Annotated in this window: 26 protein-coding genes and 1 pseudogene; 21 read left to right on the top strand and 6 right to left on the bottom strand. The window is 48.1% G+C overall.

Translation table 11 applies throughout. The annotated features are described in order from the left end of the window. Positions 1 to 91: 91 nt before the first annotated feature. The 4 genes from ASG16_RS19560 to ASG16_RS19575 all read left to right on the top strand — a co-directional run bounded on the left by ASG16_RS19560 (position 92) and on the right by ASG16_RS19575 (position 4,130). Complete coding sequence (locus ASG16_RS19560) at positions 92 to 811, top strand: cupin domain-containing protein (RefSeq protein WP_048032217.1); 720 nt, start codon at positions 92 to 94, stop codon at positions 809 to 811. Between the two features lie 102 nt (positions 812 to 913). Beyond that, positions 914 to 1,636, top strand: coding sequence for an NAD-dependent deacylase (locus tag ASG16_RS19565; protein WP_056491159.1), 723 nt, complete (start codon positions 914 to 916; stop codon positions 1,634 to 1,636). A 265-nt stretch (positions 1,637 to 1,901) separates the two neighbouring features. Beyond that, on the top strand, positions 1,902 to 3,818 hold the full coding sequence (locus tag ASG16_RS19570) for an ABC transporter ATP-binding protein (RefSeq protein WP_056490956.1): 1,917 nt from the start codon (positions 1,902 to 1,904) through the stop codon (positions 3,816 to 3,818). Between the two features lie 90 nt (positions 3,819 to 3,908). Further along, positions 3,909 to 4,130, top strand: coding sequence for a hypothetical protein (locus ASG16_RS19575; protein ID WP_056490961.1), 222 nt, complete (start codon positions 3,909 to 3,911; stop codon positions 4,128 to 4,130). Positions 4,131 to 4,179: 49 nt separating this feature from the next. Here ASG16_RS19575 and ASG16_RS19580 read toward each other — a convergent pair whose 3' ends face one another. Together ASG16_RS19580 and ASG16_RS19585 are read right to left on the bottom strand one after the other, a co-directional pair. Next, the gene (locus tag ASG16_RS19580) at positions 4,180 to 4,551 is read right to left on the bottom strand and encodes a L,D-transpeptidase (RefSeq protein WP_056491162.1); all 372 of its coding nucleotides are present in this window, start codon (positions 4,549 to 4,551) and stop codon (positions 4,180 to 4,182) included. A gap of 78 nt (positions 4,552 to 4,629) precedes the next feature. Next, complete coding sequence (locus tag ASG16_RS19585) at positions 4,630 to 4,875, bottom strand: hypothetical protein (protein ID WP_007727802.1); 246 nt, start codon at positions 4,873 to 4,875, stop codon at positions 4,630 to 4,632. A 202-nt stretch (positions 4,876 to 5,077) separates the two neighbouring features. On the opposite strand from ASG16_RS19585, the gene ASG16_RS19590 reads away from it, so the two are divergent. The 4 genes from ASG16_RS19590 to ASG16_RS19605 all read left to right on the top strand — a co-directional run bounded on the left by ASG16_RS19590 (position 5,078) and on the right by ASG16_RS19605 (position 9,529). Next, entirely contained in the window at positions 5,078 to 5,836 is a 759-nt protein-coding gene (locus ASG16_RS19590; RefSeq protein WP_056490963.1) for a DUF4931 domain-containing protein, read from the top strand. A gap of 22 nt (positions 5,837 to 5,858) precedes the next feature. Further along, on the top strand, positions 5,859 to 6,719 hold the full coding sequence (locus ASG16_RS19595) for a GNAT family N-acetyltransferase (protein WP_056490966.1): 861 nt from the start codon (positions 5,859 to 5,861) through the stop codon (positions 6,717 to 6,719). A gap of 102 nt (positions 6,720 to 6,821) precedes the next feature. Further along, on the top strand, positions 6,822 to 7,952 hold the full coding sequence (locus tag ASG16_RS19600; protein WP_048032224.1) for a virulence factor: 1,131 nt from the start codon (positions 6,822 to 6,824) through the stop codon (positions 7,950 to 7,952). Between the two features lie 281 nt (positions 7,953 to 8,233). Beyond that, positions 8,234 to 9,529 carry a phytoene desaturase family protein gene (locus ASG16_RS19605; protein WP_016742568.1) on the top strand — a complete coding sequence of 432 codons (1,296 nt, stop codon included), beginning with the start codon at positions 8,234 to 8,236 and terminating at the stop codon, positions 9,527 to 9,529. Positions 9,530 to 9,636: 107 nt separating this feature from the next. On the opposite strand, the gene ASG16_RS19610 is transcribed toward ASG16_RS19605, so the two are convergent. Further along, a complete protein-coding gene (locus ASG16_RS19610) occupies positions 9,637 to 10,449 on the bottom strand; it encodes a serine hydrolase (RefSeq protein ID WP_056490968.1) in 813 nt (270 codons plus the stop codon). Positions 10,450 to 10,560: 111 nt separating this feature from the next. Here ASG16_RS19610 and ASG16_RS19615 point away from each other — a divergent pair, with 111 nt between their 5' ends. The 6 genes from ASG16_RS19615 to ASG16_RS19640 all read left to right on the top strand — a co-directional run bounded on the left by ASG16_RS19615 (position 10,561) and on the right by ASG16_RS19640 (position 15,417). Next, entirely contained in the window at positions 10,561 to 12,186 is a 1,626-nt protein-coding gene (locus tag ASG16_RS19615; protein WP_048035755.1) for a peptide ABC transporter substrate-binding protein, read from the top strand. Between the two features lie 27 nt (positions 12,187 to 12,213). Then, entirely contained in the window at positions 12,214 to 12,951 is a 738-nt protein-coding gene (locus ASG16_RS19620) for a gamma-glutamyl-gamma-aminobutyrate hydrolase family protein (protein ID WP_048032226.1), read from the top strand. Between the two features lie 192 nt (positions 12,952 to 13,143). Next, positions 13,144 to 13,632, top strand: coding sequence for a nuclear transport factor 2 family protein (locus ASG16_RS19625; protein ID WP_056490971.1), 489 nt, complete (start codon positions 13,144 to 13,146; stop codon positions 13,630 to 13,632). A gap of 17 nt (positions 13,633 to 13,649) precedes the next feature. Next, the gene (locus ASG16_RS19630; protein WP_056490974.1) at positions 13,650 to 14,090 is read left to right on the top strand and encodes a peroxiredoxin; all 441 of its coding nucleotides are present in this window, start codon (positions 13,650 to 13,652) and stop codon (positions 14,088 to 14,090) included. 73 nt (positions 14,091 to 14,163) lie between these two features. Then, on the top strand, positions 14,164 to 15,216 hold the full coding sequence (locus ASG16_RS19635) for a DNA polymerase IV (RefSeq protein ID WP_048032229.1): 1,053 nt from the start codon (positions 14,164 to 14,166) through the stop codon (positions 15,214 to 15,216). 12 nt (positions 15,217 to 15,228) lie between these two features. Beyond that, complete coding sequence (locus ASG16_RS19640; protein WP_056490977.1) at positions 15,229 to 15,417, top strand: hypothetical protein; 189 nt, start codon at positions 15,229 to 15,231, stop codon at positions 15,415 to 15,417. A gap of 50 nt (positions 15,418 to 15,467) precedes the next feature. On the opposite strand, the pseudogene ASG16_RS19645 reads toward ASG16_RS19640, so the two are convergent. From ASG16_RS19645 to ASG16_RS19655, 3 genes and pseudogenes are all read right to left on the bottom strand, one after another. After that, positions 15,468 to 15,914: pseudogene (locus ASG16_RS19645) on the bottom strand (GNAT family N-acetyltransferase). Then, a complete protein-coding gene (locus tag ASG16_RS19650; protein WP_056490980.1) occupies positions 15,911 to 17,128 on the bottom strand; it encodes an MFS transporter in 1,218 nt (405 codons plus the stop codon). Before ASG16_RS19650 ends, ASG16_RS19645 begins: the two are co-directional and overlap by 4 nt. Before the next feature lie 106 nt (positions 17,129 to 17,234). After that, on the bottom strand, positions 17,235 to 17,783 hold the full coding sequence (locus tag ASG16_RS19655) for a TetR/AcrR family transcriptional regulator (RefSeq protein WP_173628766.1): 549 nt from the start codon (positions 17,781 to 17,783) through the stop codon (positions 17,235 to 17,237). Positions 17,784 to 17,997: 214 nt separating this feature from the next. Between ASG16_RS19655 and ASG16_RS19660 the strand changes: the two genes are divergently transcribed. From ASG16_RS19660 to rsfS, 7 genes are all read left to right on the top strand, one after another. Next, on the top strand, positions 17,998 to 18,522 hold the full coding sequence (locus tag ASG16_RS19660) for a YqeG family HAD IIIA-type phosphatase (protein ID WP_012685700.1): 525 nt from the start codon (positions 17,998 to 18,000) through the stop codon (positions 18,520 to 18,522). Beyond that, positions 18,519 to 19,640 carry a ribosome biogenesis GTPase YqeH gene (gene yqeH, locus ASG16_RS19665; RefSeq protein WP_048032234.1) on the top strand — a complete coding sequence of 374 codons (1,122 nt, stop codon included), beginning with the start codon at positions 18,519 to 18,521 and terminating at the stop codon, positions 19,638 to 19,640. The genes ASG16_RS19660 and yqeH overlap by 4 nt, the downstream gene beginning before the upstream one ends. A 74-nt stretch (positions 19,641 to 19,714) precedes the next feature. Further along, positions 19,715 to 20,566 carry a shikimate dehydrogenase gene (locus ASG16_RS19670; RefSeq protein ID WP_048032235.1) on the top strand — a complete coding sequence of 284 codons (852 nt, stop codon included), beginning with the start codon at positions 19,715 to 19,717 and terminating at the stop codon, positions 20,564 to 20,566. 29 nt (positions 20,567 to 20,595) lie between these two features. After that, positions 20,596 to 20,886: a ribosome assembly RNA-binding protein YhbY gene (yhbY, locus tag ASG16_RS19675; protein ID WP_007727776.1), complete on the top strand. Its 291-nt coding sequence runs from the start codon at positions 20,596 to 20,598 to the stop codon at positions 20,884 to 20,886. Positions 20,887 to 20,900: 14 nt separating this feature from the next. After that, positions 20,901 to 21,494 (top strand): nicotinate-nucleotide adenylyltransferase, encoded by a 594-nt coding sequence (locus tag ASG16_RS19680; RefSeq protein WP_056490983.1) that lies wholly within the window; start codon positions 20,901 to 20,903, stop codon positions 21,492 to 21,494. Further along, positions 21,478 to 22,068: a bis(5'-nucleosyl)-tetraphosphatase (symmetrical) YqeK gene (gene yqeK, locus ASG16_RS19685; RefSeq protein WP_048032237.1), complete on the top strand. Its 591-nt coding sequence runs from the start codon at positions 21,478 to 21,480 to the stop codon at positions 22,066 to 22,068. Before ASG16_RS19680 ends, yqeK begins: the two co-directional genes overlap by 17 nt. Continuing rightward, entirely contained in the window at positions 22,068 to 22,424 is a 357-nt protein-coding gene (gene rsfS / locus ASG16_RS19690) for a ribosome silencing factor (protein ID WP_047072622.1), read from the top strand. Before yqeK ends, rsfS begins: the two co-directional genes overlap by 1 nt. Positions 22,425 to 22,428: the final 4 nt, after the last annotated feature.

The raw sequence follows: 22,428 nt of genomic DNA on the forward strand, positions 1-22,428 counted from the left end.
TCGATGGAATAGATGGGTGCACATATTTTGTGAACGAGAATAGAGATGCATAATGAGTCAAATACCCATATAGTGGGAGGATCAACTACAGATGGCTACTTCCTATCGCGACTATACATCGCCTAATACGCAGTTCACGTACGATCTGAGGAATAATCTGTTTTTCAAAAAGGACGATCGGAATTTTATCGATTCCCTGGGGATCGCACAATTAAATACATTGGGCAACAATTCGCTGCTGGATATTTTCCTGACAACGGGAAATGTAGTCGAGCCACACATTCATCAAAATGCAGCGGAGCTGGTGTATTGTATCGCTGGTGAGGCCATTGTGTCCTTAATCAATCCTTTTACCAATCAATTGCTCAACTACCATATTAAACCGAGACAAGTTGCCAATATCCCGCAGGGCTGGTGGCATTATGAAATGGCTTTGACAGACGATACGCATCTACTGGCTATTTTTGATGCGCCTGTTCCTGAGGTGATCTTTGGCTCCGATATTTTGCGGTTGACACCAGCAAGTGTGTGGGCACATACGTATTGTTTAGACGAAGCAAAGGTAAAAGAAACATTTGCGCCTCTTACCCAAACAGTCGTGATTGGCCCGCCTGTAGGATGTCAGCAGCAGGGGCAGTTGCCAGCTAGAGCAGCCTCAAGCCAGTACCCGTCCTATGGCTACTCGAGTCAGTTGCCAGACAGTTACGGTTATTACGATGCCTACTATGTGCAGCAGGGTGGGTATGGACAGCACCCAGTCTATCAACAGCCGACGGGATATCCGTCACAACCCGTTTATCCATCCTACTGAATGGAAAGACAGATGGTGTCCTGATGGGCAGGTCTCCCAATTCCGGCATTCTTCTATTACAATCAGGAGAAGAACAATTTCAAAGAAGAAGGGGAGACCATGATGGATCATCTGGCACACTGGTTGCGGACATCTTCCTATACAGTTGTATTCACCGGAGCAGGCATGTCGACAGAGAGTGGCTTGCCTGATTTTCGTTCACAGTCTGGGCTTTGGCGCGGTAAAGATCCGATGCAACTCGCGAGTACTCGCGCGATGATGGAGAATCGGGAAGCGTTTGTGGAATTTTATCAGATGCGCATTCAAGGACTGCTGTCATGCAAGCCACACGCCGGACATGAATGCTTAGCTGAATGGGAGCGGCGTGGATTGGTTCATGGGATCATTACACAAAATGTAGACGGCTTTCATCAAGCGGCGGGAAGCTTGGCTGTAGCCGAACTCCATGGCTCCCTTGCGAAAATCCGCTGTCTTGCCTGCGGGACCGAGTATGCCAATACACGCTATCTACAGGAACAAGGGACGATTTGCGCATGCGGAGGATTTTTGCGTCCGGGTGTTGTCCTGTTTGGCGAATCTTTGCCGCAATCGCAAGTCGATCAGGCCATCTCGTGGACCGAACAAGCCGATTTGTTCATCGTATTAGGCTCTTCGCTTACCGTGAGTCCGGCCAATTGGTTTCCGCAGCATGCAAAAGAAAGAGGAGCCAAACTGGTCATTGTCAATCAGGAACCAACCCCATTGGATGCGTGGGCAGATGAGGTCATCCAAAATGAACGGATCGGCGACGTGCTGCAAAGAGTAGGACAGTCCTTAGGAGAATAAAAGCAGGCGTGCTCGATGAAAAGAGTACGCTTCTTCTGTTTGGACTCGTTGACATGTCTTATGGTTGGTGACGCTTCCTATTTTATTTTTATACAGGTGTCATTATTACTTAATATTCAATATTTTACCATTAATGAGACGTCATTCCAATATTTTGCTCGATCCATTTGAATCACCCTAGAGCTTGCGCGAAAAACATGATACCATCGAGTGTAAGATTTATATGGCTTCTCGATAAGCAAATAGAAAAGTACAGGTGACGTTCATGCAAATATTATCAGTAGAAAACCTCTCCAAAGGTTATGGAGAAAAAGTATTGTTTGATAACATTTCCTTTCATATTGCCGAGCAAGAGCGAATTGGTCTGATCGGTGTCAATGGTACGGGAAAATCCTCGCTCTTGAAAATCGTGGCGGGCTTGGATACTGCCGATAGCGGGAAAATTGTTCACGCGAATCATTTCCATGTGGAGTATTTACCGCAAAATCCCGATTTTGACGAAAGCTCCACGATACTGGAACAAGTATTTTATGGTGATTCTCCGCTCATTCAGCTTTTGCGTGATTATGAAACAGCGCTTGAGGCTGTTCAGGAAACGCCAGACGATGAGAAAAAGCAGGCGCGATTGTTTGCTGTTCAAAACAGGATGGATGCGGCTGACGCGTGGGAGAGCAATACGCAAGCCAAAATGATTCTGACCAAGCTGGGCCTGCACAATTTCTCACAAAAGGTAGGAGAGCTCTCTGGTGGACAAAAAAAGCGGGTAGCAATGGCGCGTGCTTTGATCCAACCAGCAGACCTGCTCATTTTGGATGAGCCTACGAACCATATTGACAATGAGACAGTAGAGTGGCTGGAAGAGTATTTGTCCCGCTACAAGGGTGCTTTGCTGCTCGTCACCCATGATCGTTACTTCCTGGATCGCGTGACAAACCGCACGTTTGAGCTGGATCGCGGCAAACTGTACAGCTATGAAGGCAACTATGCGATGTTCCTGGAGAAAAAGGCGGAGCGTGAAGAAAACGAAGCGGCCGTTGAGAGCAAACGGCAAAATTTGCTTCGTCGTGAGCTGGCATGGCTTCGTCGTGGAGCAAAAGCACGGACAACCAAACAAAAGGCACGTGTGCAACGGGCTGAAGAGTTGCGAGATAAAGTAGTAGATGGACCTGCTGCCAAAATGGAAATGGCACTCGGGGCCAGCCGTCTCGGCAAAAAGGTGATCGAGCTTACGAACATCCATAAGGCGTACGGTGAGCGAAAACTGATTAACGATTTCAGCTATATTGTCCTGCCGGGTGATCGTGTGGGGATTATCGGGCCAAACGGAAGTGGGAAAACGACTCTCTTGAACATGCTTGCAGGAAGAATTCAACCGGATAGCGGTTCATTGGAGATCGGGACGACTGTTAAAATCGCCTACTACACGCAGGACAATGTCGAGATGGACGAAAAGCTGCGCGTCATCGAATATGTAAAGGAAGCAGCAGAGGTCATTCAGACAAGCAATGGCGAGTCGATCACGGCTTCACAAATGCTGGAGCGGTTCCTGTTTTCGCCGCATATGCAATGGACACCGATTTCCCGCCTGTCTGGGGGAGAACGTCGTCGTCTCTATCTGCTCCGTACGCTGATGGGAGAGCCGAATGTGCTGTTTTTAGATGAGCCTACGAATGACTTGGATATTCAAACGCTCAGTATTTTGGAAGACTATCTCGAGCAGTTCCCGGGCGCAGTCATCACGGTATCGCATGACCGCTATTTCCTTGATCGTACTGTTGACCATTTGTTTGCTTTTGAGGGGCAAGGAAACATCCGTCATTACTATGGCAACTACTCCGAGTACCTGGAAGAAAGACGCCAGGAAAAAGCAACACAGGTGCAAGAAGCGGATCAACAGGCAGAAAAGACGCAAAGCAACAGCGGGGCTAATCGCGGCAACAACCGCACACGCAAGCTGTCTTACAAGGATCAGAAGGAATGGGATGCGATTGAAGGCAAGATCGCGGCTTTGGAAGAGCGCAGCGTCCAGCTAAAGCAAGAGATTGCTGCGTCTGGCAGCGATTACGGCAAAATTGAAAAGCTCTATGCAGAAGAACAGCAAGTGGCGGCAGAGCTCGAAGCCACCATTGAGCGCTGGGCGGAATTATCTGCACTGGTAGAGGAATTGGAGCAAGGGAAATAATTAGTGACGTAGCCAGTAATTGAGGGCTGGGAATGCGACGCATCCACCTGTAGACTAGAGTAGATTACTAGAGTAGAGGAGTCGCTGTCGTTGCCTGCCTATAAGTTAGACCCGGAATGGGTTATGTCTTACCTAGAGCTGCAAGAACATCAGCTCTCTTCCGAAATGCATCCAGAGGATAAAGAAGTGATCATGAACAAGATCAGGGAAATGACGTTATCGATCATGTACAAGCAAGCGAGAAGATTTCTTGTATACTTGGAATCGGATGAAACGGAAGCAGATAGAACGAAAAAGACTCATCTTATGTAAAGAAGACCCGCCTTGGATAAAAAAGAGGCGGGTCTTTTCATGTTTATGTTTATTGCTGTCTGATTCGAACAGGCGTACCGATGGGCACGATTTTTGCCAGAGCATTCACGTCCTCATTGTACATGCGAATACAGCCGTGAGATACATACTTGCCGATAGAGGAAGGATTGTTCGTGCCGTGAATGCCGTAGTGTGGCTTGCTCAGTCCCATCCAGATGGTGCCGAATACACTTAAAGGACCCCCTGGATAGGAGTTCGGATAGGGGACTTTGTTGATGATGGTAAAATCCCCTCGTGGTGTCGATGTGGCAATTTTGCCCAAGGCAACAGGATAAGAGCGGATGAGTTGGTTCCCATCGAATAGATCGAGACGTAACCTCGCAATCGAGATGCGGATGTTGTAGGACGGCAGCTTCTTCACCTCCCAGCACAAACGATACGAAATGCCGCTCTTACCATCTTATGAAAACCAACGGAACCGGTACCTTTTCTCTCGTGATTAATGTAGCTTGAAATCTAACGAAAACGTATCCGGATAGCGCAGGCCGTCACGATAGAACAAGGTTCGCACCCAGACGTACATCCGTAAAGGAATGGAAGGAAAGACGATGGCCAGCTTACCTTCTTCCAGGACAGGCAAATCGAGCGGGGATTGAATTTCATAAGGGACTCCTTCTTGATCAAGCAACGTTTTGTAATGTTGGGCCTCGCTCCAGCTAACAGGATAATAAAATGATTTTTCCATCAAATTCCAACACCTTTCCAGGTTTCACTGCTTACCATTGTATGTAAAACATTTGAGATAAAAAAAGAAACAAACGCCACAGTCATTGAAAAATAGGCAGTCCAATTGAGGTTTCTAAAGTGTCGTCTAGGCAAAAAACGTCATGATTTTCCCAGAAAATGCGTGTAAAGTGGAAGTAAGCACAAACTGGAGGGACACGGGAATGAAGCAGACACACTTGCACTTTAACATGCAAATAGGCAGGAAAAAGCCAGTGAGTGTAAACAACACAGAGACGGCCTGTCCTTTTTGTGATCGAAACAGTCTTACAGACGTTTTGGAGCAGCGGGGCTCCATGATTTGGCTCAAGAACAAATTCCCCGTCTTGGAGGATACGCATCAGACTGTTTTGATTGAGACGGATGAATGTCAAGGGGATTGGTCTGTCTATTCCAAAGAGCATGTACGAGCATTGCTGGCATTCGGGACAGAGAAGTGGCTTGAAATGGAGCAAAGCAATTCTTATCGTTCCGTCCTGTTTTTCAAAAACCACGGCCCGTATTCCGGGGGGAGCATCCGTCATCCACACATGCAGATCGTCGGATTACATGACTACAACTATTTGGATCAGGTAAAAGACAGTGATTTTATTGGCATAACCATCGATCAGGAGGCGGGGATTGAATGCAATCTTTCTACGCATCCGCGTGCAGGTTTTTTTGAATACAATGTCATTCTATCAGACTTTGATCAATTGCCGAAAATGGCAGACTACTTACAAATTTTAGCACATTGGGTACTGACTCATGTCAATCCGCGTAACCAAAGCTACAATTTTTTCTTTTACCATTGGGGAGAAAAGCTGATCGCTAAAGTAGTTCCGAGGTTTGTTACCTCGCCACTTTACGTAGGCTATTCGATTCCGCAGGTCGCCAATAATTTGGAAGATATGGTGGCTGAATTGCAACGACGATACTTCTAATCATAGAAGGGGTGCTTACGCGATGACGTATACGATCACGGCAAGAAAAACACTCACCTCAGAAGAACTGGCACAGATTAAAGAATTGGTTGCGATTTGCAATGAGCAGGATGGGCTTGATCTCAAAGTAAACCCGGGTATGCTGGAAAAGCGTTCGGGAGAGCATGAAGAAGACTTTGTATGTTATGCGGATGGAAAGCTGGTTGGCTTTCTAGGGCTCTACGTGTTTCATGGCGGTGAGGCAGAAGTGAGCGGTATGGTCCATCCAGCCTACAGAAGAAAAGGCATATTCACAGCGTTGCAAGCACAAGCCGCAGATGCATGCAACCGAAGAGGCATTCCGTCGCAGTTGTTTATCATTCAGCGAGATTCGCAAAGCGGCAAGTCATATATGGAGCGAATCGGCGGGGCGTATCAATTCTCGGAATATTGGATGGATTTAGGGGAGAAACAAAGAGCAACGGTTTCAGGAAACGTACTGCTTCGACCGGAGATCGCCAGTGACTACGAAACATTGATTTGGCTGAACGTCCACGGTTTTCAAATGGAGGAAGAACGTGCAAGGGAAATGGCCGAAAACATGGCGGGTGATCCCAAATCCACCACGTATTTAATGATTGTCGATGATAAGGCCATTGGCAAAATAAGCGTGAACAAGGATGAGAGCAAGGCGTTTATTTATGGATTTTGTGTCCACCCAGATCACCAAGGGAAAGGATATGGACGCCAGGCTTTGGCACAAACAATCGAGATGCTGGTGGAAGAGGGATGTCCGCAAGTATCACTGGAGGTAGCCTGTGAAAACAGCAGTGCTTTGGGGCTGTATGAATCATGCGGCTTTTTTGTAAAGTCGGCCAATGATTACTACAAGCTGGCGTTGTAGGTTGCAAACTGCTTTTGAGCATCGCTCAGGTTGGAAAACATATCAGGATACATGCTACGATAGAAGAGAAAGCAAGTGCGCTGTAAAAAGGAGTGACTCACTATGAAACTGTTGTCCATCGAACCGACGCCGAGTCCAAACGTCATGAAGCTGAATGTAGACGAGCGTTTGCCGGATGGGGTCCAACATGTCTATACAAAGAAAGATGCGAGTAAAGCACCAGAACTCATGAACAAGCTTTTGGAGATCGATGGGGTTACCTCCATTTTTCATACGGCAGATTTTCTCGCGCTGGAGCGAAAGTCCAATGCAGACTGGCAGCGTATTTTGACTGTCGCGCGTGAGGTTTTGCAAGCAGGTGCAGGAGCGGCTGTTCCTGACATGTCTGCGGAGGAAGCGGGGGCATTCGGAGAGGCGCAAGTGTACATTCAAATGTTCCGCGGGGTACCGATGCAGGTCAAGGTGACTATGGGAACGGAGCAGATTCGTGCAGCGCTGCCAGAGCGTTTTGGACAGGCAGCCGTGCGTGCAGGCTCTGCGTCGCCCAATCTCATTATGGAACGAAAATGGGTCGAGCATGGCGTGCGCTATGGCGATTTGCGCGAGATTGGCGAGGAGGTCGCATTGGAAGTCGATGCCTCCTATCCAGAGAGCCGTGTGGAAGAAATCGTGGAACAGGCCATGGCGCTTGGTCCCGGGGAAACCCCAGAGCCAGTCGTGCGTGAAAAGAAAGTCGTTACCCTGGAGATGCTCGATGATCCAGATTGGCAAAAAAGATATGAAGCGCTGGATCGAATGGAGCCTACTGAAGAGGATTTGCCTGTTTTGGAAAAAGCGCTTCGTGATAGCAAACCGTCGATTCGCAGGCTGGCGGTTGTGTATCTCGGCATGATTGGAGGCGATGATGTCTTCCCGCTGCTGTTTGAAGCGCTCCGCGATGATTCCGTCTCTGTACGACGCACAGCAGGCGATACCTTGTCCGACTTGGGGGACACGCGCGCGATTCTACCGATGTGTGAAGCGTTGAAGGATAAAAACAAGCTGGTACGCTGGCGTGCTGCTCGCTACTTGTTTGAGGTGGGGGATGAAACGGCCTTGGACGCTTTGCGTACCGCACAGAACGATCCTGAGTTTGAGGTCAGCTTGCAGGTTCAGATGGCCGTGCAGCGCATTGAAAGCGGCGAGGCGGCTAGTGGTACCGTTTGGCAGCAAATGACTCGCCGAAACGAGTAGTTCACTGCTTCCAGTTGCGCAAGAGCCCTCTATCAAGCAGATTACTGCGATAGAGGGCTTTTTTTGACGTGTTTTCGTTGGCTGGATATACAGCGGATAGCGGGGCATACTGCTTCAAGAAGAGCGGTCAACAAGTTGGTTCATTAGGTAAATATTGGTATAAGTCAGTATAAAAATAGACACAGTTCAATAATAGTTGACTTCCACCTTATCCATCCCTTAGACTAGGATAGGGTTTAGCTTATGTATTCAACATCGCTAGTGCGTAGGGGAGATTGTGTATGACAACCAATCACTATGACGTTGTTATTGTAGGTGGGGGACTAGCTGGTCTTTCCAGTGCCGCCTACCTGTCGTCGAAAGGCAAAAAAGTTGCAGTTTTGGAACGCGGTCAATTGGGTGGACGTGCCGTTACACTGAAGATCAAAGGATTTAACTTCAACTTCGGTGCCCACGCCATTTATGCTCGCGACAGCTCCGTTTTGAGAACGTTTGAAAAAGAATTGGGTCTGAACATCGATTGGCAGGATTTCAATCCGACAAAAGCCAAGTACGATATTGGTAGCGATCTGACTGCAGTTCCAGCGAATGTACAAGGACTTTTCCAAACGAAGCTCTTAAAAGGTATGGACAAAGTATTGTTCACGTTTGAGATTTTGAAAACGATGCTAAAAATGGAGAAAGGCCATCCACATATGTCGATTCAAAAGTGGATGGAGAAAAAGCAAGTCAACGAAGAAGTGCGAGAAATGATGTTGACGCTTGCCTCTTCCAACTTCTTCACACGTGAGCCTGAAAAGATTCCTTCTGACGTTTTCTTTTCTTACTACAGCCGTTTGTTTACAACGAATAAACCGGTAGCATATATCGGTGGCGGCTGGCAAGCATTGATCAATGAATTCGTGCGTGTGATTGAAGCAAACCAGGGTACGATTCTGATCAAAACCAAAGTAGAAAAGTTCCAAGTAGAGAATGATCGTGTGGTTGGAGTGGTGACACCGGAGGGCGAATTTACGGCGGATGAATTTATTTGCTGTATTCCGCCGAAGGAGATGGCGAAGGTCTTTGCGGAGACGCGCCTGGAACATGCGGTTGCACAGCATGCTGAATACGAGCCAACGGTTGTTATGGTGTATGACATTGGCTTGAAAGAGCGAATTGATGTACCGTTCTCCTACATCTACGAAAAAGCAAACAATATTTTCATTACCGATATTTCGTATTATGACCGTACTTGTGTACCTGAAGGCGGGCAGTTGTTGCAGGCGACTGCTTACATGCGTCAGGATGAAGTAGGGAACAAGGAAGCGGCAGAAATCCGCAAACAAGAGATTGAAAACCTGTATGACAAGCATTTCCCAGGCTGGCGTGAGCAACTGGTTGTGCCGCGCGTTTCTGCTCGTGCAGTCGTACAGGAGATCAAGTGGACCATGAATCAGAAGCCAATGCCGATTTTCATGCCGGATTACCGCAACCTGTTCTTCGCGGGTGACTGGTGTGAAGGCCAAGGTCAACTGTCTGAGCTGTCTTTCTCTAGCGCGATGAACGTTGCCAAGCTGATTTTGGAAAAAGAATAAGTCGATGACGAGCGGGTGTTCCTTGGAGAAAGGAATACCTGCTTGTTTTTTCTCATTCAACGTTTTAAAGAAAAAAGCCCGCCAATGGAGATGGCAGGCCACATGGATTACCCTTTCTGACTATATACGTGATAAACGAGATGGCCGATTTGCGCCATGACCTCGGCAGCATCCTTTTGCTCGAGTCCCTTGTTTAAAATGGACAAGGTAACAGCATGAGAACCGATGTAGAGGATGCCGACATCATGCGTGATTTTGGTCACAGAGCCAGTCTTGTTGGCGAATTCCCATTTCGGAATCATCCCGATCACATCACCGTCTGGGTCAGGCAAAAGGAAGGGGATGCGGTCACGGTGCTGCTGAGTCTTCAAGATGTCGACCATTTTCAAACAACTGTCGTAGGAGATCACTTTTCCTGTTGCCAAATATCGGAGGTGGCTTCCCATGTCTTTTGCCGTCACCTCATTGTAACCTTCCAATTCGGCTGGGACGACCATGAGCTTGTTGTAGAAGTGACTGTTTGTCATTTCTGTTTTTTGCATCGCATTGCGAATGCTCTCTGTTCCGACGAGATCAATCATCATGTTCGTCGCCGTATTGTCACTTTGGATGATCATAAGGGTAACCAGGTCGCGAATCGTAAATTCAGTGCCGGGAGTCATATGCTGAAGAACACCTGCACCGCCAACGAGATCCTCTGTACGCAGCCTGATCTTGTCCTCTAAGGCAAACTTACCTGCGTACGCCTCTGCAAAAACCGCTGTCATGATTGGGACTTTAATCACACTGGCTGCGTAGAAGCGTTGATTTTCGTTGATGGATAATGTTTCACCGGTTTGCAAATCTTCGAAAAAGATTCCCCATTCTCCTCCAGCGTCCTTGATCAGGCTGGATATTTGGGCAAAAAGACTGGATAACATGTAGACCCATCTCCTTTTGTTTCGATGTAGACAAAATTTTCTCAAGATAATATTATTTAGTCATGCTCCTAACAATCAAGAAGAATTATTCCTAAGATGGGGGTTTTGCTGTTGCATAAGTGGAAGAAATTATCATTTTGTGCTGTTCTGTTAACCAGTTTAGCATTCGCAGGTTGTGGAACACCGCAAGCAAGCACCACGGGGGAGACGACAGGTGCAAAGCAGGAGCAGAGTAGCGCCCCCCAAACGATGCAGGTCAACCTGAATTCAGGTGAGCCAAGCACGATCGACCCTGGACTGGCAGAAGATATCCCTTCGATGTCTGTTGCCCGTGCAGCATTTGATGGCCTCCTGCGCTTGAATGAAAAGGGCGAGCTGAAAGAGGCGGTTGCAGAGAAGTACGAGGTTTCCGCTGATGGTCTCACGTACACCTTCCATCTGCGGGAGTCCAAATGGACCAATGGAGATCCGGTTACCGCTCATGACTTCGAGTATGCATGGAAACGGGTTCTCGACCCGAAAACCGCTTCCGGTTACGCGTACCAGATGTACTATTTGAAAAATGGGCAAGCCTTTAACGCCAACAAGGCAAAAGCCGAAGATGTCGGCGTGAAGGCAACAGACGACAAGACACTGGTTGTTACGCTGGAAAACCCGGCACCGTTTTTCCCGGAATTGGTTGCATCCGTCACCTATTTCCCGGTCAATAAAAAAGCGGTTGAGGGAAACAAAGAATGGGCTTCGAAGCCAGAGACGTACATTACAAACGGGCCATTTAGCTTGAAAAATTGGGAGCACAAATCAAAGATCGAATTCGAAAAGAGCGATTCTTACTGGGATAAGGACGCTGTCAAATTGTCCAAGCTGACCTTAAATATGATCGAGGATGCCAATACGGAGCTATCGATGTTTGAAAAAGGTGATCTGGATTGGGCAGGCTCACCACTAGGCGATTTGCCACTGGATGCGCTGGATGCGCTGAAGGAATCCGGAAAGATGCAAGCTCAAGCGACAGCGGGTACGTACTGGTACATTTTCAATACGACGCAAAAGCCGTTTGACAACAAAAAGATTCGTCAGGCATTTGCTACGGCAGTCAATCGTCAGGAAATCTCCGATAATGTCGTACCATACAAGAGCACGCCAGCGACGGGAATTCTCCCGCCAACCATGGCACTCACACCAGAGGGCTATATCAAAGACGGCGATGTAGAGACCGCGAAGAAGCTCTTGGCAGAAGGCATGAAAGAAGCGGGGATCAAAGAGTTGCCACCGATCACGATTGCATACAATACGTCAGAGGTCAATTCGCGAATTGCGACAGTCATTCAGGATCAATGGCGCAAAGCATTCGGCATCGAAGTCAAACTGGTAAACAAAGAGAACAAGGTTCACCGTGAGGACATGAAGCAAGGAAACTTCACCATCGGTCGTGGTAGCTGGATTGGCGATTTCAACGATCCGATCAACTTCCTGGAAGTCTTCAAGGGGGGACTGAATACATCCAAATGGGAAAACAAGGAGTTCCTCGATTTGCTCGCACAGTCTGCCAAAGAAGGGGATGTAGCGAAGCGCAAGGAAATCCTCAAGAAAGCTGAACAAATCGTCATGGATGAAATGCCTGCGTTGCCAATCTACTATTTCACCTACGCATGGGTGAAGCAGGATAGCGTAAAAGATGTGGTAGTAGATGCACTGGGCTTCATCGACTTCAAGTACGCTTCCAATCAAAAGTAATCATGAGTCTATAAGGGAGTGACTGGCGTGCGTCCGATCATTGGTGTGGCATGTACGAAAATGTATTTTCCGAAGAACGATCTCGACCAGTTTTTCTATGTAGGTTCAGGCTATGTGAACGGAATTGCGCGCAGTGGCGGTACTCCACTGATCTTGCCACTGCTGACGATTCAGGATGCTCCGTTTCGTGAGATGATCGAATCGCTGGACGGCTTGATACTGTCCGGCGGTGAAGATCCTGCGCCGCATTTGTACGGCGAAGATCCGCTACAAGGGCTGGGCGATATCAATTACGAAAGAGACATCACGGAGCTTGAGATTATCAAGATTGCGCTGGAGCTGAAAAAGCCAATCCTGGGCATTTGCCGCGGGATGCAAATTTTGAATGTGGCGTGTGGCGGCACCCTCATTCAAGATATCCCGAGCCAAGTACCAGGAGCGTTACAGCATGCGCAGAAGGGTTCACGGCAATACGGGGCACACAAGATTACGCTGCAACCTGGCTTTGTAGCGGATGCTCTTGGAAAGACAGAGGTGCTTGTGAACACTTCTCACCACCAAGCAGTCAAAGACATAGCACCGGGCTTCAAAGTCACAGGATGCGCGGCTGACGGTGTGATTGAGGCGATAGAAAGCCTCGACGGGCTACATGTAGGCGTACAGTGGCATCCAGAGCGGATGTGGGCACACGACGACGACATGTTGAAGATTGCCGAGGCATTTGTTGCCCGGATAAAGCAGTTGAAGCTGCAAGCGACTAACTAGAATAGAAATGTGAGAAACCGTTCTGGGATTGCCTGGAGCGGTTTTTTGCATGCAGGAAGACTCTGCGATGGTAGAGCCTCGCGTATCGCAGCGGATACGAGGAGGTTTTCAGTGTTAGCGTGGTGAAACAAGGATAAATGACAGGCAGAATCGAACTTCACGTAAGAGAATGGATTTTCGTGAGGTGAGTTTTTGAAGAAAATAATTGTTGTTATTGTGCTTTTTCTACTCGTTTTTCCAAGGTTCCTCTTCGCAGAGTATTTTGCTGAACGCGAAATGAAAATGGTAACCACAAGCTATTATCAAGCGTTTATCGATGAAGACTATGAAAAAGCATTCCACACCCTTTTTCTTTATGATGTTGCGGAGGGTAAGCATCCAACTGATGGCACGACATTAAGTGACCAGGAAGCGAAAGAATTTTACATGAAAAAGATCGCTTTCTTAAAAGCTCATCATTACAAACTTAACGATTATGAGATCAAAAAGATTAGATACGAAGATGGGCATACCGCCTTTCTTGAAATGCAGCTTGAAGTTGAGCATGATGGACAAAAATTTCAATATGCGGAAACCGTACATGTATGGAACGAAAAGGTATGGATTATGGGGGAGGAGGACGATCCGTTCAGAACGTATCGGGATGGGAAGATGAAATTTCCGCTAGCTCCAGTAAACTAAGCATAGAGGTGAGAGAAATGTTAAAGGTCGGAGACTCGGCTCCCGTCTTTACGGCGGAGAGCACAAAAGGAACCATTGATCTTAGGGATCACATCGGCAAAGAAAATATCGTCCTCATCTTCTATCCTGGAGATGATACCCCGATTTGCACGAAGCAGTTATGTGCGGTTCAGGATCACTACACCAAAATCGAACAAGCAAACACAGTCGTTTTTGGCGTCAATCCTGGTGGTATGGACAAGAAGCGCTCGTTTGCTGATAAGTTCCGTTATGAATTTCCATTAATCGTGGATGAAGACGAATCGATTCGAAAAGCATATGATGTCGGCAAGGTTCTTGGACTGTTTTTCCAGCAACGCATCGTGTACATGATAGGCAAAAATGGAAATATCATCTACGCCAAAAAAGGGAATCCACCAGTATCAGAGCTGCTACAGGTCATGGAAAGCCAAGTCTAGGACGTTCTCGCTTGCGTCAATGGAACAAAACAGGGATAATAGAAATGAGAATGTATGTTTGGTGGGTATCCCTATGAAAAAAATTCTTCACTTGGATATTGACGCATTTTTTGCGAGTGTAGAGCAGTTAGATCGCCCCGAATTGCGGGGGAAGCCGGTCATTGTTGGGGGAACTGGCAATCGCGGTGTCGTATCTACCTGCAGCTACGAGGCACGAAAATATGGTGTTCGCTCCGCAATGCCTGTCGCCATGGCGAGGAAAAAATGTCCGCAAGGCTTTTATTTGCCTGTACGCTATAGCCGTTATATCGAAAAATCTGCTGAGGTCAGGCAGATATTTACTTCTTATACAGAGAGTTATCAAACAGTGGGTCTAGACGAGGCTTATTTAGACGTGTCTCATTATGAGAATGCGGTACCCATCGCCCGCGATATTAAGAGGCGAATCAAACGGGAGACCGGACTTACTTGCAGCATCGGACTTTCCTACAATATGTCGTTGGCTAAGATTGCCAGTGATTTGAAAAAGCCGGATGCTTTTGTAATCATCCGACCTGAGCAAGCTTTGGATGTGCTGCGGTCGTTGCCAATTGGCACCTTGCATGGAGTTGGCAAAAAGTCGCAAGAGTTGCTCGCAAAAAAGGGGATTGAGACGGTAGAGGATTTTTGGCGGCTTTCACTCGATGAAGCCACTACATTATTTGGGAAGTTCGGTCGTTCCCTCTATTACCGGGCGAGAGGAGAAGACAATCGCGAAATCGAGATGGATCGGGCGCCAAAATCATTGAGCCGTGAAACGACACTGCCCTTTGATTTGTTTGACAGGGATGCGATTGCTCCGATTGCGACCTCCCTCTTGCGTGAGGTCGAAGAGGACATCCGCGAAGAAGGAGTCGAGCCCCAGACGATAACGCTCAAAATCAAGTACGCGGACTTTACCCAGCGGACCAAGCAGCATAAGGCTGTGACTGGAGCCAACTGGCAGGAGCTGTTGGACGATTTGCTCGACGCCTTTGACTATACAGCGGGCGTTCGATTGGTGGGCGTAGGCTTTTCGAATTTTGCCGAACAGCAAGGGGAGAGATACGAACAGCTCTCGATGTTTTCGTGGAAGCTGGGGAAGTAAGGGGGGAGAACGGTGGAGACAGAGAATGCCTATCATTGCTGTGCGACCTGTATTCATTTTCGCGTGGAGAAAGGTACGGGAGGAGTCAGCTATCGATGTTCTCGTCTAACCTATGAGACACGTCCGGACTATCGCTTCCAATGCTGGACTCCGACAGAGAAGGTCAAGCGACTGATGGAAGCACGTAAAAGTCAACGATAGCGACAAAAAGAGGCACCCCCTTCGTCAGTACCGACTAGGAGGTGCCTGTTCTATTCATTTGTCAGGTCGAGGACCATCACTTCCTCCGGTCCATCCATTTCGCCATTTGAGGTAAAGCCGAAAGACTCATACAGCTTGCGAGCGAACTCGTTTTCGGGATGAATGCTCAAGTAAATGCGCGTACAACTGTAGCGTCTGTACATTTCTTCAACGAGCATGTGCAGAAACTTTTTGGCGTAACCCTTACCCTGATGGTGACCATCAAGCATAAAGCGATCCAGCCAAATTCGGCCATTCTCTACTTCTATTCCGTGCATGGCATAACCGACAGCGATGTCCTTGTCATACAGACCGCATGATATCCATTCCGGTTCAAAACCCTATTGGGCGATGGAAAAAGCGTTGCTCTCGATGAAGGCCTGTTGACCTTCCGTTACAGTCAAACAGGCAATGTGGCGCCAATTTTCTTTCGTAATTTCACGAATAGACAAACTCACAATTTCATCTCGCTTTCATTCGTGTAAAGACGGGCGGATTTGCTTGCTTTTAATTGGACAAAAAGTAAAATGCCGAAGCCAAGGATGGACGCTGCCACGATTAGGAGGGAAGAGGACACAGGCAGTAAATCCGTCAAAATTCCCCCTGCAAGCGGGCCTGCAACCATTCCGATTCCGTGAAACATATTAAAGAGAGAGTATGCCGTGCCGTATGCGCCGCTTCCTCCTTGGTCAATGATGGCCCCCAACGTACCCAAGGTTGGCGATAAGGTAAAACCAATACTAGCCCCAACCAAGGCCATTGCGAGCATTGCCTGCCAGAGGGAGTCCGCCCACGCCAAAAGTGGCAGAAACACAGCCAGCGTCATGATTCCGCCAAACATGAGCTTATACGGATTCATGCGACTGGAAAGGGAGCCGGCAACTGGGGCGATCAGTCCGTATGCGAGTGTCATGACCCCAAACAAAAGACCAATCGTTGTCGGCGTCATGCTGAGTTTCTCTGTAAAAAATACGGGCAACGTCGGTTCCAGCAAACAAAGGGAAATCTCAGCCAACAATACGATTCCAGCGATAAAGATGACTTGTGGATTGCGGATGAATCCACCGACATGAAGCTTCTCACTGACAGTTCTCGTCGTGTCTTCCTTCAAGAACAAGTAGACCAGCACAATGTTGATCACGGTAAAGGCTGCTGCAGCCAGGAAAGGCATGCGATGGTCACTGATTTCAAACAACCATCCGCCAATCGGCGCTCCAAGCAATGTACCGGTCGAAATCGCCGTCAATGCAATTCCCATAACAGCTCCGCGCATTTTGGATGGAAACAAATCCGCCAAGAGGGCAAGGGCAGTTGGCCATGTAGCCGCAGCAGCAATACCTTGAACAAAACGAGCGGTAATCAGCAAGGCCATTGTCTCAGCGAAAGCAAACAATAACGTGGACGCGGCGAGACCGAGCAAGCCGATCAAAAGCATGGTCCGTCTGCCGATCCGATCAGATATCGGCCCGAAAATAGGGGTGGCAATGAGCATCGCGACGGCATAGCTACTAAACAGTACGCCCATCATGGTGGAGGAGGGCGCCAGCATTTCCGTAAAATAAGGAACAATCGGAATCAACAAGCTGTATAACAGCATGTCGATGAAAAGAATCAGGATGACAAACAAGAGTCCTATTCGTTGTTGTTTGGTCATTTGTGTAAAAATGGACATGATGGAACACCTCTTTACTATAAAAACTATTTTTGTTTTATTGGTTTTCTTGCGAATAGCGATATCGTGGTCTTTCCAAAGTTAGTGGAATGACCACGAGTCAATGTTACCTTTTATCCGCTGGTACCAATCCGAACAAGAGGACATCTACGATGGCGGAAAGCGCCTCTGAGACTGTAATCTGGTTTTTCGTGTAAAAGCGCAGATCAAGTGTGGAATTAAGGGCATCGACAATCACCTTCAACATGAGTGTAACGTTCATATTGACGATTTGTCCTTCTCGAATCCCCTGTTCGATGAGTACGCGAAGCGTCTGCCAATCCTCGGATAGAGAAGCCTCGACCTGGGCATATTGCTCAGGATAATATCGCTTCATCTGTTCGAGGATGCGCAAATCATAAAATTCATAGTGTGTCGGTAAAACCATCATGACGCCTTTGATTTTATCGATAAGAGAGAGACTGTCGTCTGCGAGAATTTGCTGTGTTTTTTCATCGCCCTCTTCAAAGGACTGCTGAATGATTGTTTCCAGAATTTCAACCTTGGATGAGAAGTGCTCGTATAACGTGCGTTTACTGATTCCGAGCCGCTTCGCCAAATCATCCATGGAAAATTTCATGCCTTTATCGCGAATCTCTTCAATAAAACCTTTCATGATCCGGTTTTTAATTGCAATCGACCCCCAGCCAAAACAACGGAATGGAAAACTATAAAAACAAAAATAGTTTTCTTGGTAACGCTATTTTACACAGGATGACAGAGCAATGCAAGTGGTGATCATGCTTTTTGTTTTGCAACCAAGTGGTCGATTATGGTATAGTAGGTGCCGAAATCGCGGTTGATTGCTTCACATCATTTGGAGGTGCCCCGTGTTTTTAGAGAAGCTGATGCCTAGTCAGTTCGTCGAATCAATCCATCACATTGACATAGATCAATTGAAACGAAATAACATCCGTGCGGTGATTACAGACTTGGATAATACCTTGGTGGAATGGGACAGGCCACATGCAACCGAGGAAGTCATCAACTGGCTTGCTCGCATGCATGAGGCAGGCATACAGGTCACTGTTGTCTCCAACAACAACAAGGAGCGTGTAGACCGCTTCTGTGCCCCCTTAAATCTCGGGTTTATTTATGCGGCCAAAAAGCCGACAAACCGTGCTTTTTTGCAGGCAGTGCGGCAGATGAATGTAACCATCGCTGAGACTGTTGTCATTGGCGATCAATTGTTTACCGATGTGCTGGGAGGAAATCGATTAGGATTTCATACGATCCTGGTTGTTCCTGTAGCCCAGACGGATGGTTTTTGGACGCGCTTTAATCGTCAGATGGAGCGTGTGGCCCTTATTTGGATGGAGAGGAAAGGAATGGTTTCGTGGAGGAGAAAAGCATGACGGAACAAATGCATGGCTCTTGTGCTGGGTGTGGGATTGCCATTCAGACAGCAGATGCAAAAAAGCCTGGCTATGCACCTGAATCCGCGCTTGGCAGAAAGGTAGTCATTTGCCAGCGTTGTTATCGCATCAAGCATTATAATGAAGTAGCTCCCGTAGGAATGGGCGATGACGACTTCCTCAAGATTTTGGATGGCATCGGTTCTACGGAGTCTCTTGTCGTAATGGTAGTCGATATTTTTGACTTCCAAGGCTCTTGGCTCAAGGGTTTGCCACGTTTTGTCGGGAAAAATCCGATTTTGCTCGTGGGTAACAAGGTCGATCTGCTGCCGAGAAACATCAACCTGAACCGCGTGCGCAACTGGATGCAGCACGAAGCAAAAGAACGCGGACTGCGCCCAGAGGATGTCGTACTCATCAGCGCGCAAAAAGGACTTCATATCGATGAACTGTTGAATCGCATTGGAGAGCTGCGCAAAGGTCGAGATGTTTACATTGTCGGTGTGACCAACGTAGGAAAGTCGACCATGATCAACCGCATCTTGCATGACTACGGTGCGGCTGAGCTGGAGATTACGACTTCGCCATTCCCTGGTACGACACTGGACAAAATCGAGATTCCGCTCGAGGATGGCCGCTCCATTTTTGATACGCCGGGAATCATTAATCGCGATCAGATTGGACATATGGTATCCCCGACTGATCTGAGAAAGATTACCCCAACCAGCCGGATCAACTCCAAGGTGTATCAGCTCGATGATGGACAATCACTCTTTTTGGGTGGTTTAGCCCGTATCGACTTCGTACGCGGAGAGAGACAGCCGTTCATCATCTATGCCGACAACGACCTGTACATCCACCGGACGAAGCTGGAGAAAGCAGACGAGGTGATGCAAAAGCACCATGGAACCCTGCTGGTACCCCCAACAGGGGAGGAAGCTGCGAAAGCACTTCCACCATTTGTGAAGCACACCTTTAAAATCAACAAGTCCACCACGACGACTGACATCGTGATTTCCGGTTTGGGCTGGGTCAGCATCCAAGGAAAACACGAAGCGAGTGTTGTCGTGCATGCACCTAAAGGCGTTAGTGTTGGGATGCGCAAAGGGCTGATCTAGCTTAAGCAAGAAAAGTCGAGTTAGCCTTGCCCTTGCCATATGCTATAGAGAGACGTCCGGGGAGGAAAAGCTCCATGATTACAAGCAAAACACAACTGGTTGGCCTGTTTGGACATCCAGTTTCCCACTCGCAATCACCGATGATGCACAATACAGCTTTTTCAGAGACCGGGTTGGGGTTTGCCTATGCTGCGTTCGATGTTGAACCGGAAAATCTGGAAGATGCCGTCGCAGGTATTCGCGCCTTAGGCTTGAAAGGGATTAACGTCACGATCCCCCACAAGGTCGCTATCATGCCGATGCTGGATGAAATCGATCCGCTTGCCAAACGAATCGGGGCAGTCAATACCGTCGTTTCTCGTGATGGACGCTTGATTGGCTACAACACAGATGGCATGGGCTATGTTCGTTCGCTTGTGGAAGAGACGGGAATCGTTCTTGAAAAGCAAGTGGTCACCATGGTAGGGGCTGGAGGCGCTGCTCGTGCAGTGGCGTTTACCTTGGCTGAACAAGGAGTCAAGGAAATTCGCATCATCAATCGTTCCCGGGAAAGAGCCGCAGTATTGGCTGAGCACGTCGGGACGATTGTACCTACGAAAATCGTAGAACAGGGCGAAGGGGCAGATGCCATCACAGACTCTTCGCTGTTGATCAATACGACATCGATCGGAATGCTGCCAAACGTACAGGAGACACCTGTGCCAGCAGAGTGGCTTCATTCTGATTTAACTGTTAGCGATCTGATATATAACCCGCTCGAAACACGTCTGCTCAAAGAAGCGCGTGCCATTGGTGCTACTGTTCATTCCGGAATAGGTATGTTCGTGAATCAAGGTGCACTGGCTTTCGAGCTGTGGACGGGCGAACGAGCACCAACTGGGGTTATGCGTGAGGTCGTCTTGCAACAATTAAAGAAAACAACCTGATAGGCAGGATGTAAAAGGAGGCATTGCCGATGTTGACCGGCAAGCAAAAGCGCTTTTTGCGCGCAGAAGCACATCATCTCACCCCCATTTTCCAAGTAGGAAAAGGCGGCGTAAACGAAAACATGATTACGCAGATCAAAGAAGCGTTGGAAGTACGTGAATTGATTAAGGTAGCGATTTTGCAAAACAATAATGACGATAAACATCAAGTGGCAGAAGATCTGGCAGCAGGTGCTGGAGCAGAGCTTGTGCAGTTGATTGGCCATACGGTTGTCTTGTACAAAGAGTCCCGGGAGAACAAGACGATCAAGCTGCCATAATTGACCTGCATGCGATGAGACAGCCAATCAAGCAAGTAGGGATCATGGGAGGAACGTTTGACCCGATTCATTGTGGGCACTTGCTGGCGGCTGAACAAGCCAGAGAGCAAGCGGGCCTGGATGAAGTCTGGTTTATGCCTACACATGTTCCACCGCATAAAAAGAGAGAGAGTCTGACACTGGCGCAACATCGCTTGCAAATGGTTCAGCTCGCCGTGTCTGATCACGAGGTGTTTCGTGTAACAGATGTGGAGTTCGCAAGAGAAGGTCCATCGTACACCTATGATACGATGGTTCAGCTCATCAGGCAGTTCCCGGATTGCCGGTTTTCCTTTATCATGGGAGGAGATATGGTAAAAATCTTGCCCAAATGGTACCAGTACCAAGAGCTGATTCATATGGTACGCTTTATAGGTCTAGCGAGGCCGGGAACCGAACTGGACCTGAAATCGAGCGAGGACGTCACATTTGTGGAGATGCCTGTTTGGGACATTTCCTCCACGATGATTCGCGAGAAGGCAGCTGCCAGGAAAAGTATCCGTTATCTTGTACCTGATGCCGTGGAGCGCTATATAAAGGAGAACCGAATCTATGAGACTTTTGGATAATCGGGAAGAGCTTCTCGTTCGCGTACGGCAACAAATGCATGAAAAACGCTACAATCACACGCTAGGGGTGGCTGCGTCGGCTCGCGAGCTGGCAGAGAGGTTCGGGGCTGATCCTGACAAAGCCGAGCTTGCTGGACTGTTGCACGATTACTGTAAGTGCTGGCCTGTGGAAAAAATGTTCGAGATTCTCGTTCGTCACGATATGCCTACAGAGCTTTTGGAAGGGGAAAAAGAGCTGTGGCACGCCTTTGCAGCAGCCATTGTGATCCAGACTGACCTTGATGTAACGGATGCAGATATTTTACAAGCTGTTCGCTACCATACAACGGGTCGGGCTGGCATGTCCCTGTTAGAAAAAGTCGTCTGTGTGGCAGACTATATAGAACCAAACCGGGTTTACCCTGGTGTCGATTTTATTCGCGCCAAAGCCATGCATGATTTGGATGCCGCTCTGGCACTCGCCTTGGGAGGCACCATTCAATTTTTGATAGAGAAGCAAAAGACGGTTTTTCCGCTGACATTGACGGCATATAACGATTTGGTTTCCCGCAAAGGGAGAGAAGGAGGGTTTTAATGGTTAAAACAGTAGAAGATTTGGCCCAGTTGGTTGTGAAGGCGGCAGAGGACAAGAAAGCAGAGAACTTGAAGGTGCTCGATATTAAAAAGCTGTCCGTGATCGCAGACTATTTCATGATTTGCCACGGAAACAACGAGCGTCAAGTACAGGCAATTGTTCGCGAAATCCGTGACCAAGCCCACAAAAACGGCTTTGACGTCCGCGGTATCGAGGGAGCGGATGAAGGTCGCTGGGTACTGGTTGATCTGGGCGATATCGTCATTCACGTTTTCCATCGCGAAGATCGCGAGTTTTACAACTTGGAGCGCCTGTGGAAGGACGCAGAGGAAGTTTCCTTCAGCGCGCAAGGGTAAGGAC

The sequence above is a fragment of the Brevibacillus sp. Leaf182 genome (genome assembly GCF_001423865.2).
Taxonomy (GTDB): Bacteria; Bacillota; Bacilli; order Brevibacillales; family Brevibacillaceae; genus Brevibacillus; species Brevibacillus brevis_C.